The organism is Bacillus cereus group sp. BfR-BA-01408, assembly GCF_022663305.1.
Classification (GTDB): Bacteria; Bacillota; Bacilli; order Bacillales; family Bacillaceae_G; genus Bacillus_A; species Bacillus_A pacificus.
In genome coordinates this window covers 43,543-56,635 of sequence record NZ_JAKUFF010000022.1, presented here as the reverse complement: position 1 = coordinate 56,635, position 13,093 = coordinate 43,543, and the positions used below count along the sequence as shown (strand labels likewise).

The following is a 13,093-nucleotide window of genomic DNA, read 5'->3' as shown; positions in this document are numbered from 1 at the left end:
TAGAAAAACAATGGGTTTTCTATTTATGATTGGGGTTTTTATCCATATAAAGGTGAAATATAAGAAATTGTCTCCAAAAGGTCGTTTTTAACGACCTTTTGGGACAACCTCACTTCAATTTCGTTATCCTTTTCGGGACCATATCACAACAGGAATAAGCATGAAAGCTATCCCCCCTCCAGCTAATGATAATGCCGCATAACTTGAATTCGCCACTACCATTCCTGACATCGCTCCACCTGAAGCTCCAGCTAGCGCAATAAACACATCTATCTTCCCTTGTGTCTTTGCACGTGTGGAAGGGATAGTTGCATCAACAATTTGAGCCGTACCACTTATTAAACCGAGGTTCCATCCTAATCCAAGTAATGACAAAGCAACAATTAATAGTATTATAGAATCACTTGGCGCTATCGCCGCTATGACACCTGCTGCTAGTAAAATTACTCCGCCTGCTATACTCATCGTAGTTCTACCGATTTTATCAATTAACATTCCTGTAACAAGAGACGGAAGATACATTGCACCCACATGAAAACCAATCACAAGTCCTACTGCACTTAATCCATGACCGTGGTGTCCCATATGAACTGGCGTCATCGTCATAATCGCAACCATCACGATTTGCGTAAGTATCATTACGATAGCTCCAACTGTAATGCCTCTTTTATTTTCTTTCGCTTCTTCTGTTACCGGTTGGCCTTTATATGTATGTTCTTGTTTATATGATTCTATCATATTAGCAATAAGTAACGGATCGGGACGAAGCATAACAAATAGTACAAGACCCGCCAGTATAAATGCAGCTGCTGATAATATGAACGGACCAGCAAGTTCAGGAATTCCAATTGAATGAGCAAACCTTCCCATTACACCTACTAAATTGGGACCTGCGACCGCACCAAAAGTCGTCATTACCATCGTAATACTAATAGCAGTTGCTCTTTGCTTCTTATTCGCTAAATCCGTTCCAGCATAACGCGCTTGTAAATTTGTAGCTGTGCCCGCGCCATATATAAGTAAAGAAACCAGTAAAAGAATAATACTATTTGTTAAAGCTGCCATCACAACTCCAATAGCCCCTAACCCGCCTACTATAAAACCTGCTGCAAGCCCTACGCGGCGACCATACTTTTGCGATAACTTCCCAACAAAGAAAGCCGCTATCGCAGATCCCATCGTAAACATAGCTGCCGGTAATCCTGCATATGCATCTGTCCCTAGCATTTGCTGCGCAAGAAGTGCACCTACTGTAATCCCAGCAGCTAATCCTGCTCCGCCGAACATTTGTGAAATACTTACGATTATTAACGTTCGTTTGTATAATTTTTGTTGCTCATCTTCTGTGTACATACGATTAGTTATTGAAACATCTGCTGTATCTATTATTTCCTCATCCTCTCTATAAAACTAATCCCCTTTGTTAATGTACTATAGAACAACAAAATCCTCTAATTTTTAACACCGCTCTTTTGTATTATTAAAATACAATATAAAACTACATGACATGTAATTTTATATAGATACTGTAGTAAATTTACTGTTTCCAGACAATGATTAAAGTGCGATTTATTATAAATAACACGGCAAGAATAATAGCAAAGGATTTTTGATCAACAACATATAGAGCAACAGAGCTAACTCCAAACAAGATGATTTCTAGCATAAACCTATATGGTTCTGGCAATTTTAATGATGCTTTAGGTGCAATGAACCGCCCCCATATTATTGCAAAAAGTAGTGGTGAACCAATACCAAAAACATATTTCCCATATACATTCCAAAAAAATTGAAAGCCCCAATAACATAGTGATGCAAGAGCACATAATTCTAGAAAAAATCGAATCCCCAGATTTATATGTTTTATAGACATATACAACCTCCTTGAAAACATATGTAGAATCCTATAAAAGTAATATTATGCATCCTATATTTGAACTTGATACGTACCTATTCATTGTATGTAAAAATACTTATTCATACTATTCAGTTCATCTTTGATTTTGGCTGATAATGAATGAGAGTAAATACTTCATGATAGTGACACATATGTCTATAAGCACAAAGGAAAGAACTCCGCCATTCATGTTTCGTCCGTGGAGTTCTTTCCTTTGTTAATAGCCAACTTTCAATAATTAGAATAAAATTCATGTTTGGCCTATTTCCCTTCCAATCCCCCTACTACCCTTTTTTCCCTTCTTTTACTCAAAGCTTTCCCTTCCCAAAATAACAAACTCACTAAAGCAAAGAGTAAAATAATTGGCACACTCGCTTTATATAAATCTGTAAAACTCATAGCCATCTGATTCTTAGCATAATGATTCACATCGTTCGAAAATGCACGTACTTCTTTCTTTATACTTTCTTCTTGTTTTTCAACTTCATTTGTCACTTGATTCATAACTTCTTCTCTTTTTATATCTCTATATTCTACTGGAACAGCATTTAATACTTCATCTACTTTTTGGTGAATTAATTCGTCTTTTTTCTCTTTATTTAACCCTACAAATTTTTCATTTTGATGCTTTTCTACATTCGTTTCTATACTTTGATTCTCTATTTTTTCTTTTGTTACTTGTAATATCTCAGCTTGCTCGACACTACTCACATGAATATTACGCACCTTTTCTTCTGCATAACGATATACATTCTCTTTATTTACAGTTAAGTTGTGAGTTAAGTTAGATACAAATATTGCGACCGCTAAAACAATACCTACTTGCCGCAACATTGACACAACACTTTGAGAAGCAGTTAATAATTCCCCTTCAAACGAAGAAGCACTTAAAACTGTAATTGGACCTACTACTAAACCATACCCAACACCCAATATCATACATGGAATAATAATTTCTATATTTGTTGAATTAACATCAATCATTTGCAACCAATAATAAGATAAGCCCATAACAAGAAAGCCTGATAAAATAATAGTTACTTTTCCGAGTTTTTTAATTAAAGTTGCTGCAGCTGGTGAGACAAAAAATATCATTGCTGAAATAGGTGTCACTAAAAAAGCTGCTTCAATTTCCGTTCGACCTTGTATTTTCGTTAAGAATGTTGGAAGTAATACAGTAACTCCAATTAAAAATACATTACTTAATATGACAACGATAGATGCTCCGACAAACATTCGATCTTTAAATAAATTTAAATTCACCATCGGATTATGAATCTTTCGTTCTACTAAAACAAATAGAATAAGAGAAATAGTACTAAGTGCATAACAAGACAAAGCTATATTACTTTGCCATCCCCATGTATTTCCTTTTACTAATATGAGAGTAAAAGAGAAAATTGCTAAGCTACTTAATAGTAGTCCTACCCAATCTATTTTTGAGATAATACGTTCTTCATTTTTTATTTTTAACATAGTGCAGCATAAAATGACTCCAAGAATACAAATTGGAACATTTACGAAGAACACCCATCTCCAACCGAAATTTTGTGTAATAACTCCACCTATTACTGGTCCCATCGCAGCTGACAGACCTTGTGTTACGCCTAAAATTGCAAGTGCAACATGCCTCTTAGCTAATGGCATTGCTGATACACCAATTACCATACTAGTTGGAAATAAAATCGCTGCCCCTACACTTTGGATAAAGCGAGAAAAGATAAGAAAATCTCCCGTATTAGCAAAAGCACACAGTACTGACCCGCCACCAAAAATCACCAAACCAAGAATATACATCTTTGCTTTTCCAAAGATATCAGCTATCCGCCCTAACGGAATAGCAAGTACTGCTATTGTCATTGTATAAACATTTAATACCCAAGACATCTTTTCCAATGAAGTATTTACACTCGTTTGTATCGCTGGTAAAGCTATATTCATAATAGTCGTATCAATCATACAAAGAAATATACCTAAACACATTAAAAAGACAATCTTAATCCCCTTTGATTGCTCCATATTCATCCACCCTTTATTTATTGTGAACTTGTTTTTCATTCTTCTGTTTTATTGTTTTTTTGTTTCTAATTGTTCTAGTTTTCTTTTCAATGTCTCAACTTGAGCACTATACGATGCGATACCTACATCGAGTGAAATTTCCTCAACAAAAGTAATACCTTCTCTCCACTTTTCATATTTCAGACGTAGATCCGCAATGTATGCTTCTTTCCTTTCAATTTCGTCCTTAATCCATTTTTTTATCGCCTGATCATCGCTATAATTACCGAAATACATCCTCATTAAAAAATCTGAACGTAAAACATCTTTCTCTACATCCGTTTGCATGTATTGATAAAACTCTTCACGCCCCTCATCTGTAATAAAGTACATTTTCTTATTTGGTTTCCCTTCTTGCATAACAACTTCTTTTTTTATTTTCCCCTCTTTTTCCAACTGTCGTAACGTTGGATAGATCATTCCAAAACTTCCATCAAAGAAATGAGTAAATACGTCTTCAAACACAATTTTAATATCATAACCAGATAATTCTTTTTCCATCAACAAACCTAAAACAACATCTCTTCCCTTCAAAATAAGACCCCCACATAGCATATAATCAATAATCATATTAACATTGTTAATATGATTATTGATTATATACCTTATTCTGTTAATTGTAAAATGTTTCTAAATAAAAAATACCCTGTAATTTTGTTGTTCCAAATTACAGGGTATCTCTACTTTATATTTCATATGTAAACCTTGTACTATTTTACAACTACATCTTGATTCGTTTCAAAGTCTTCCGTCTTACCTTCTTTCATTTCATAATAATAAGAAGGCAATTCTATACCATGCTCTACAAAATAATCCTCAATTAACGAAATAATCACTTTCAACGTTTTCAAACGTGCGTATAATTTATCGTTGCTCGCGATTATTTGCCATTTTGCATTTGGCTTATTTGTTTTTTCAAACATGTCTTCCATTGCTTCAACATACTCGTCCCATTTTTCACGGTTACGCCAATCTTCATCTGTAATTTTCCATCTTTTTAAAGGATTATTCTCTCTATCTTTAAACCTCTTTAACTGTTCATCTTTACTAATATGATAGAAAAACTTACCGATTATATAATGATCATCTGTTAGTAGTTTTTCAAAATCATTAATCTCACCATACGCTCTCATCCACTCTTCCTTTGTAGCAAAACCTTCAACACGCTCAACTAACACGCGGCCGTACCACGAGCGATCGAAAATAGTAATTTGCCCGTACTGAGGTAGTTTCCGCCAGAAACGTTGCAAGTAATGGTACCGTTTCTCATGAGGTGCTGGTGCTCCAATTGGATTTACTTGAAACCCACGCGGATCAAGGTGCTCTGTCACTCGTTTAATCGCTCCGCCTTTTCCAGCCGCATCCCAGCCTTCCATAACGAGCATAACTGCAATTTTTTCTTCTTTTACAATTTGCTGCAACGCTAATAAGCGCCTTTGATATTTTTCAAGTTTCTTATTGTACTTAGATTTCGATTCAATTCTTTTCGTTACATCTACTTTAGCAAGAACTCCATTTTCCATAAAACAAATCCCCCTTGTTGTATGACAATGTTATCTTACCATACTTTTTGGTAATTTCTTCATAATTATATTCCTTTTGACTTATACTTCAAATCGAGAACCGAAATGATAAATCACATCCGTACATATTTTATAGCACATCATCAACAAATGTATATTCCTATTAATATTTCAAACAAAAACAACCATCAGCTGATATATAAACAAGATAATGGTTGTTTGAAAATAAAAAGCTCTACGTGTTAACTATTCTCGATAAATATCTTCTAAAATTATATATTCATTGATTTTTCCTCACATTGATTCAACGCTACATAACAAGCTCCATATACACCAGCATCATTATGTAATGATGCTAAAGCGATTTCCACCTTATTTTGATAGATATCCATTATTTTGTCATGGAACCTTTCTTGAATTTGTTTCAAAAATGGTTCACCTTGCTCTGTAATACCTCCCCCAATAATAATTAATTCGGGGTTAAATATATAAGTAATATTTACTAAACCAGCAACAACATACTGTAGAAACTGCTCATATACATCCTTTGCCAATCGTTCTCCTCTGTACATACGTTCTATAATTTCTTCACCTGTGATTGTGCCTATCTCTAGCCCTTGAATTTTTGATGCTTCTTTATACTGACGAATCAATGCCGAAGTCGATGCATATCTCTCATAACATCCCTCTCCACCACAACTACATTTTTCTCCATTATGAACAATTATCATATGACCAAGCTCTCCTGCTAATCCTTTCACTCCCTGAAGCATTTTGCCATTTGTAATGATTCCACTACCAATCCCGGTTCCAAGTGTGATTAAAACAATATGTTCTTTCCCCTGCCCTACTCCTTTCCACATTTCACCGAGACAAGCTGAACGAACATCATTTTCAATACTCGCCACATACCCTGTCTCACTATAAATGTAATCTGCTATTTTTGTACCGCTATATCCCGAAATATTGGCAGAATACAGAACTTCCCCCTTGATATTATCGATAATCCCACACGATGATACACCTACAGAATGAATTTTATAGCTCTTTTCAAACTCATATATTACTTCACAAATGCGATACAAAATTTCTTTCTTTTGACTTTGTACTGGTGTTTTTATTTTCCCTTGTTCATGTACTATTCCTTGTTCATCAATCATTGCATATTTTATAAAAGTTCCTCCAATATCAAAACAAGCAACGTACTTCCCCATATTTCTCCCCTTCCTACTTTTAGACAATTGTAATTTCATTATAGAAATTCTCTACATTTTTAAGTTGTATGTAACCTGTTATTTCCTCAGCTGCGTTAGCCATTCCACACGCCACTGAAAAACGAAGTGCATCCCTTATCCCATACCCCTTTGCGAGTGCTAACGTTATTCCTGCAACCATTGCGTCACCTGAGCCAACGGCATTGATAGTTTTTACTTCTGAAATAATTGCCCTTATGCTTTCATCTTTCGTAATAAGTATCGCTCCTTCTCTTCCAAGTGATAACAAAACATACTGCACGCCCCTCTCACAAATTTTAGTTGCTTCCGCAATCATTTCTTCCTGTGACACACGTTTTTTTTGAAGCAACTGACAAATTTCTTGCCTGTTTGGTTTAATTAAAAATGGTTTTCCTTGTATGCCATGAAATAAGGGCTCTCCACTTGTATCTAATATGAATTTCTTACCATTTTCAGCCGCCTTTTGTGCCAACTGTTTATAAAATGACTTTGAAATACCCTTAGGTAAACTTCCCGATGCAACAATAAACTCAAAATCTTTTACTATCTTTTCATATTTTTTTATAAAAAGAGCTATTTCATCCTCCGAAATAGTTGGCCCTGCTTCTAACACTTCAGTAGCCGACGCAGATTTTTTTGTGATTAACGCTATACAATTACGAGTTTCTTCTTTAATGGAAACAAACTCATCAACAATTGATAGATTTTCCAATTTCCCCCTTATGAACTCGCCATTACTACCACCGAGTAACCCAACTCCTGTTACTTCTTCTCCCAGCAAACGAAGTACTCTCGATACATTAATACCTTTTCCACCGGCAGTTTTTTCATAGTCTTTCGTACGATGTACTTTGTTTAGTTTTAATTCCCCTAATTCATATCGCATATCAACAGATGGATTCAATGTAATTGTCGCGATCATAAGAATATCCCCTTACACACGATTGAAACTTTTGCACATCTTTATTTTATCTACAACAACCCGTTTCATCGCCATAATTGCATCTGAAAAATATTTACGCGGATCATTTTCTTCTGGATGAGAATGTAGATAATGACGTAATGCTGTTCCGAATGCAATTTTCAACTCTGTTGCAATATTCACTTTACAAATTCCTAAACGAATCGTTTCTTGCACTAAACTATCCGATAACCCAGAGGCACCATGTAGTACAAGAGGAATATTGACTTGCTTTCTGATATTTATTAATCTTTGTAAATCTAATTTTGGTTCCCCTTTATATAGTCCATGTGCCGTTCCAATTGCAACTGCCAATGAGTCAATATTCGTGCGTTCTACAAATTCTTTCGCTTGGTAAGGATCTGTATAAATTGAGTTTTCTACTTTTATATCTTCTTCTATTCCTGATAATTGCCCTAATTCAGCCTCTACTGTTACTCCATATTGTTTTGCATACAACGAAACTTCCTGAACAATCTGAACATTTTCTTCAAATGGATGATGCGATGCATCAATCATAACAGAGCGAACTCCTGAATCAATACAATTTTTAATATCACTTATATCCTCATGATGATCTAAATGTAGGCTAATTGGTATTTCATATTGCTTTCTCGCTGCTTCAATCATATGCAAAAGATATTCTTTTCCCATATATTTTATTGTGCCTGGTGTAGCAGCTATAATAACAGGTGACCTAAGCTCTACTGCGGATTCAATTACTGCTTTTAAAGTTTCTAAATTATGAATATTAAAAGCCGGAACCGCATAACCCTGTTCTTGTGCATTTCTCAGTATAAATTGAGTTGAAACAAGCATACTCTCAAATCCTCTCTTTATTCTTTTTATATTTCATTTCTCCCCCTACAACTGTTCCTATAAGATCTAAATCCTCTGTTAATATAAGAAAATCAGCTCTTTTCCCTAGTGCTATACTTCCAATTTCATTATCAACTCCAATACTTTTAGCAGGAATTAACGATCCCATATGAACACATTCCCATAACGATGCATTTGTCCATTTCTCTATATTCTTCACACCATCAATAAATCGAAGTGTACTTCCTGCTAAAGAACCCGCCTCTGTTTGGGCAATGCCGTCTTGCACTTGGACAACAAATTCTCCTAAATTATATGTGCCATCCCCTAATAAGCCCGCTCGCATACAGTCACTAACTAAACAAGTTTTGTCGTATCCTTTACATTTATATAAAATATTCACTACGCTTGGATGTACATGATGTCCATCTACAATGATTTCACCATACACATGCTCAGTTGAGAGTACCGCTCCAACAACGCCAGGTTCACGGTGATGTAATCCTTTCATTCCATTAAACGTATGCACAAAAATCGTCGCTCCTGCTTGAATCGCATTCTGGCATATCTCATAGTTTGCATTCGTATGCCCAATTGCTACATGAATATTCTTTTTCACAGCATGATGTATACACGCAATAGCACCTTTCCTCTCTGGTGCCATGGCAATTTTTTTAATTGTCCCTTCTGATGCAACAATCCACTCCTCTAACATTTCAATGGTTGGATCAATAAAATATTTAGAGTTTTGTGCACCTTTATAGACCTCCGTAAAACAAGGTCCCTCAAGAAAAGCTCCAATAATATTGGCCCCTTCCACTCCTCTTTTTTTTGCATGAGCTATATTTTTTAAAGCTTTCATTATATTTTCCGAAGAATCAGTTAATGTTGTGGGTAAAAAACTCGTAACACCATTTTCCAATAACATAATAGAAATATTGTTTAACGATTCATATGTGCTATCCATTACATCATGTCCCGCTACACCGTGAATATGTGTATCCACAAATCCTGGAGAAATAATACTTCCTTCAAAATCCATTACTAACGCTCCGTCTACTATTTCTTCAACATGTTTTAGAAAGTAGCCATTTACAATATGTAAATATCCACCCTCACGAACACCATCTTCTAGTAGATACATAGATGCTTTGACATAGTAGTTCATAAATTGCTATTCCTTTCCTTTATAAGGATGTACTGTTACCCCTCGAACGATACGATTTACACTTCCACTTGGACAAGGGTTATCTGGAGTAATCCCTAATGCAATAGATTTATATAACGCTAAAATTTGTCCGTATAATATATAAATAAACGTAATATACATGTCATCTTTCAGATTGCGTCCGTCATTGCATAAAAACGTATTTGAATTTCGCCTTGCTTCCTGATTATCTTGATGTGCTATAACAATAATCTCGCTTCTTTCTTTCTCTTGAAAAAGCTCTTTTAATAAATCAAGATCATATTTTTTCGTATACTCATCATTAGATAAAAATAATAGAACAACTGTACCCTTATCTAAAATTGATTTCGGTCCATGCCTAAACCCAAGTGTTGTGTCAAACGTAACTGGGATACGACCAGCAGTTAACTCTAAAAATTTTAAAGCAGCCTCTCGAGAAAGTCCCTCGAATACGCCTGATCCTAAAAATACAATTTTATGAAATTCTTTTTCTGCAATTCGTTGAATTTCCTGTTCTTGTTTTTTGATTACATCTTTTCCTAATCTTACAATATCCATAATGCTAGGTTCTAAAAGATGGGTCTGATTATAGTTACATAACATAAGTGCAGTTAACATCATAGAAGTAAAACTTCCTGTCATTGCAAACCCTTGATCGTTTGCCTCCTGTGGCATATACATAACAAAGGCGTTCTCTTTATGCTGAAATTGCTTCGCTAAATTTCCTTCTTCATTACATGTTAAAATAATATGATAAACTGAATGAATAATTTGTTCTCCTAATTGCACTGCCGCTACACTTTCTGGACTATTGCCTGAGCGAGCAAAGGACACTAAAATTGTTGGGATGTCTGGCTGAAGATAGTAATAAGGACTTGAGACTATATTTGTTGTTGGAATGCTTTCAATATGCATTTTCTTTAAATCCGTAATCCTTTTTACATATGGAACAATTGTGTCTCCAACAAAAGCGGATGTCCCTGCACCAGTGAAAATCACCCTCACTTGTTCATGATCTCTTGAAATACGTGAAAAGAAGTCTATAATTTCATGATGTTTGCTTTGAAAATTCAAATATACTTGCTCCCAAAGATCTGGCTGTTGTGCAATTTCTTTCGCTGTAAAACACGCTCCATATGTTTCTCTTATTTCATCATTTGCATGTAATAACATTTCAGAACCCCCTTAATATTAGTCCACATCTTATCACGTCATCATTACCAGTTGAATTACAATAAGTATAACTATACTTATTGTAATTCAACTGTGTAAGTAAATTTATCTCCTCTTGCAATGGTCTGTGTGTATTCAATTATATTTTCTTTCGCATATGCAATACGTTCTAGAGATAAAGATGGTTCATTCTTTTCAACTTGTAGCCATGTTGCATGCTCTTTTTCTGCTGCAATCGCTTTGAAACTTTCCACCGCACGTGTGATATGAACTTGGTATTTTTTACGGAAAATCTCGTACATTGGTGTTTCTTCTAATTCTTTCTTCGTTAAATATGGAAAGAACTTTACAGGAATATAAGATGTTTCAAATAGCATGGGTTCTTTATCAGCTAACCTTAATCTCGTAATTTGATACACCTCTTCTCCATTGTTAAGATTCATAATTTTCGATATTTTTTTATCGCAATGAATTATGGAAAATGATACGACTGTTGATGATGGAACCTTTCCAAATTTTTTCATTTCTTCTGTGAAACTATAAAAACGGACAAGACTTTGATTAAATACACGAGGTGAGACAAAACTCCCTTTACCATGTTTTTTATAAATATATCCTTCTTTTTCTAATTCTTGCATCGTCTGCCTTACTGTTGTTCTACTTACATCATGAATCTCGCATAGTTCACGTTCTGATGGAAGCTTATCATGTTCTTGTAAATTCCCAGTTTCAATTTGCTCCACAATAATATCCATTAGTTGGTAGTATAATGGTGTTCGATTATCTTTTGCAATCATGTTTTACTCCCTCATCTATAAAGTTGTTATGACCAGTTTATGGCTATTATATCGAATGAAAATAGGAATTACCATTACTTTCTCACAGAGAAAGATAAGCTTATTCTATCTGTTAAAATTTACTTGAATCGTATATTTAATTTGTTTCTTTATATGCACTCTTCTTACTTTGCTAGATTCATCGATTGTTGTAACTCTTTCACATATTGCTTAAGATTTACTGTTTCACCCGTTATTCTTGATCTTTCAGCAGCAAATGCAATCAAATGACTATTTGCCGAAATCATTGCAGACGTTAAACTTTCTGTTTTATTGCTTTTTACCTTTTCGATAAAATCAGTCATAATTGCATTATCTGCTCCCATATGTCCACCTTCTATTGTTTTTGGGTAAATCGTTTCAACTTCACCTGAAAAATATTTGACCTTCAATTCATTTAATACATCATGACCATGAATTTCACCATGTGTTCCCATAATTTTAAACGTACGGCAACACTCTTTTGTAAATGCAGACATTGTAAAAGCAACTGTTACATCATTATCAAACAGCAAATTTACTACTTGATGATCCACAACATCATTGTCACAATGGTACACACAACGCCCATAAGGTCCCTTTTTTAGTGCCTCCAGTCTATTTTCAATGCTTGTATCAATAGAAACTACATTCGCTGGCCATTCATCTCTCTCATGTAAATACCATTTTAGAGCAGAATATTGGCAGTTTCCCTCAACTTCACAACCATCTGTACAACGTAACGTCGAACCCTTAGGTGCATGTTCAGATTTAAAATGAGTCAAACTTCCAAAAGATGAAATCTTTTCACACTCTGCACCCACAAGCCATTGTAGCACATCCATATCATGACAACATTTTTGCAAAATCATTGAACTTGATTCAGACTTATTACGCCAATTCCCTCTTACAAAACTATGTGCTTGATGCCAATGACCGACATTTTCATTCCATTGAATTGAAACGATATCCCCTATCTTCTTTTGATCAACAATTTCTTTTAAAGTCCTATAGAATGGTGCATACCTTAACACGTGACATACCGTTAATAACACGTTATATCTCGTGGCAGCCTCTGCAATTTCCAATGTCTCTGTAGGACTTGGTGACATTGGTTTTTCTAATAAAATTTTGTATCCCTTCTCAATCGCTTGCATTACAGGTTTATAATGAAACCGGTCGGGCGAACAAATAAGCAATACATCACAAAGCTTTTCTTTCGCTAATAACTCTTCCCATGTTTCAAATTGCATATCTTCCGAAACGTTATGCATTTCAGAGAATTTCTGTCTTTTTGCATTATCCAATTCTGCAACCGCAACAAAAGTTATCTCTGTTGGATGTTCTAACGCGTAAGAAGCATAAGCGTACATTCCACGACTTCCTGCCCCAATTAATGCCGCCGTAATCATACATATCCTCT

General features: G+C 35.0%; 11 protein-coding genes and 1 pseudogene. All 12 read right to left on the bottom strand.

Annotation, left to right across the window (positions count from 1 at the left end; translation table 11 throughout):
• Positions 1-123 precede the first annotated feature (123 nt).
• Positions 124-1,389, bottom strand: coding sequence for an MFS transporter (locus MR083_RS12195; protein WP_242269376.1), 1,266 nt, complete (start codon positions 1,387-1,389; stop codon positions 124-126).
• Between the two features lie 148 nt (positions 1,390-1,537).
• A complete protein-coding gene (locus MR083_RS12190) occupies positions 1,538-1,873 on the bottom strand; it encodes a YrdB family protein (protein WP_000023130.1) in 336 nt (111 codons plus the stop codon).
• Between the two features lie 285 nt (positions 1,874-2,158).
• Entirely contained in the window at positions 2,159-3,916 is a 1,758-nt protein-coding gene (locus MR083_RS12185; RefSeq protein ID WP_242269373.1) for an MFS transporter, read from the bottom strand.
• A 35-nt stretch (positions 3,917-3,951) separates the two neighbouring features.
• Positions 3,952-4,489: pseudogene (locus MR083_RS12180) on the bottom strand (PadR family transcriptional regulator).
• A 176-nt stretch (positions 4,490-4,665) separates the two neighbouring features.
• Positions 4,666-5,478: a polyphosphate kinase 2 family protein gene (locus MR083_RS12175; protein WP_000427383.1), complete on the bottom strand. Its 813-nt coding sequence runs from the start codon at positions 5,476-5,478 to the stop codon at positions 4,666-4,668.
• Between the two features lie 272 nt (positions 5,479-5,750).
• Positions 5,751-6,692 (bottom strand): ROK family protein, encoded by a 942-nt coding sequence (locus tag MR083_RS12170; protein ID WP_000521667.1) that lies wholly within the window; start codon positions 6,690-6,692, stop codon positions 5,751-5,753.
• Positions 6,693-6,711: 19 nt separating this feature from the next.
• Positions 6,712-7,635 carry a 1-phosphofructokinase gene (pfkB, locus tag MR083_RS12165; protein WP_000562124.1) on the bottom strand — a complete coding sequence of 308 codons (924 nt, stop codon included), beginning with the start codon at positions 7,633-7,635 and terminating at the stop codon, positions 6,712-6,714.
• A 12-nt stretch (positions 7,636-7,647) separates the two neighbouring features.
• Complete coding sequence (locus tag MR083_RS12160; protein WP_000961492.1) at positions 7,648-8,493, bottom strand: tagatose-bisphosphate aldolase subunit GatY; 846 nt, start codon at positions 8,491-8,493, stop codon at positions 7,648-7,650.
• 4 nt (positions 8,494-8,497) lie between these two features.
• The gene (gene nagA / locus MR083_RS12155) at positions 8,498-9,661 is read right to left on the bottom strand and encodes an N-acetylglucosamine-6-phosphate deacetylase (protein ID WP_001110429.1); all 1,164 of its coding nucleotides are present in this window, start codon (positions 9,659-9,661) and stop codon (positions 8,498-8,500) included.
• Between the two features lie 6 nt (positions 9,662-9,667).
• On the bottom strand, positions 9,668-10,855 hold the full coding sequence (locus tag MR083_RS12150; RefSeq protein ID WP_242269372.1) for an SIS domain-containing protein: 1,188 nt from the start codon (positions 10,853-10,855) through the stop codon (positions 9,668-9,670).
• Positions 10,856-10,932: 77 nt separating this feature from the next.
• On the bottom strand, positions 10,933-11,652 hold the full coding sequence (locus MR083_RS12145) for a GntR family transcriptional regulator (protein ID WP_000560688.1): 720 nt from the start codon (positions 11,650-11,652) through the stop codon (positions 10,933-10,935).
• Positions 11,653-11,816: 164 nt separating this feature from the next.
• Positions 11,817-13,082 carry a Gfo/Idh/MocA family protein gene (locus tag MR083_RS12140; protein WP_042874859.1) on the bottom strand — a complete coding sequence of 422 codons (1,266 nt, stop codon included), beginning with the start codon at positions 13,080-13,082 and terminating at the stop codon, positions 11,817-11,819.
• Positions 13,083-13,093: the final 11 nt, after the last annotated feature.

What these genes read in the sequence shown, in the direction of transcription:
- MR083_RS12190 (WP_000023130.1), bottom strand. Translation starts at nt 1,873, where the DNA reads ATGTCTATAAAACATATAAATCTGGGGATTCGATTTTTTCTAGAATTA.
- MR083_RS12185 (WP_242269373.1), bottom strand. Translation starts at nt 3,916, where the DNA reads ATGGAGCAATCAAAGGGGATTAAGATTGTCTTTTTAATGTGTTTAGGT.
- MR083_RS12175 (WP_000427383.1), bottom strand. Translation starts at nt 5,478, where the DNA reads ATGGAAAATGGAGTTCTTGCTAAAGTAGATGTAACGAAAAGAATTGAA.
- MR083_RS12170 (WP_000521667.1), bottom strand. Translation starts at nt 6,692, where the DNA reads ATGGGGAAGTACGTTGCTTGTTTTGATATTGGAGGAACTTTTATAAAA.
- pfkB (WP_000562124.1), bottom strand. Translation starts at nt 7,635, where the DNA reads ATGATCGCGACAATTACATTGAATCCATCTGTTGATATGCGATATGAA.
- MR083_RS12160 (WP_000961492.1), bottom strand. Translation starts at nt 8,493, where the DNA reads ATGCTTGTTTCAACTCAATTTATACTGAGAAATGCACAAGAACAGGGT.
- nagA (WP_001110429.1), bottom strand. Translation starts at nt 9,661, where the DNA reads ATGAACTACTATGTCAAAGCATCTATGTATCTACTAGAAGATGGTGTT.
- MR083_RS12150 (WP_242269372.1), bottom strand. Translation starts at nt 10,855, where the DNA reads ATGTTATTACATGCAAATGATGAAATAAGAGAAACATATGGAGCGTGT.
- MR083_RS12145 (WP_000560688.1), bottom strand. Translation starts at nt 11,652, where the DNA reads ATGATTGCAAAAGATAATCGAACACCATTATACTACCAACTAATGGAT.
- MR083_RS12140 (WP_042874859.1), bottom strand. Translation starts at nt 13,082, where the DNA reads ATGATTACGGCGGCATTAATTGGGGCAGGAAGTCGTGGAATGTACGCT.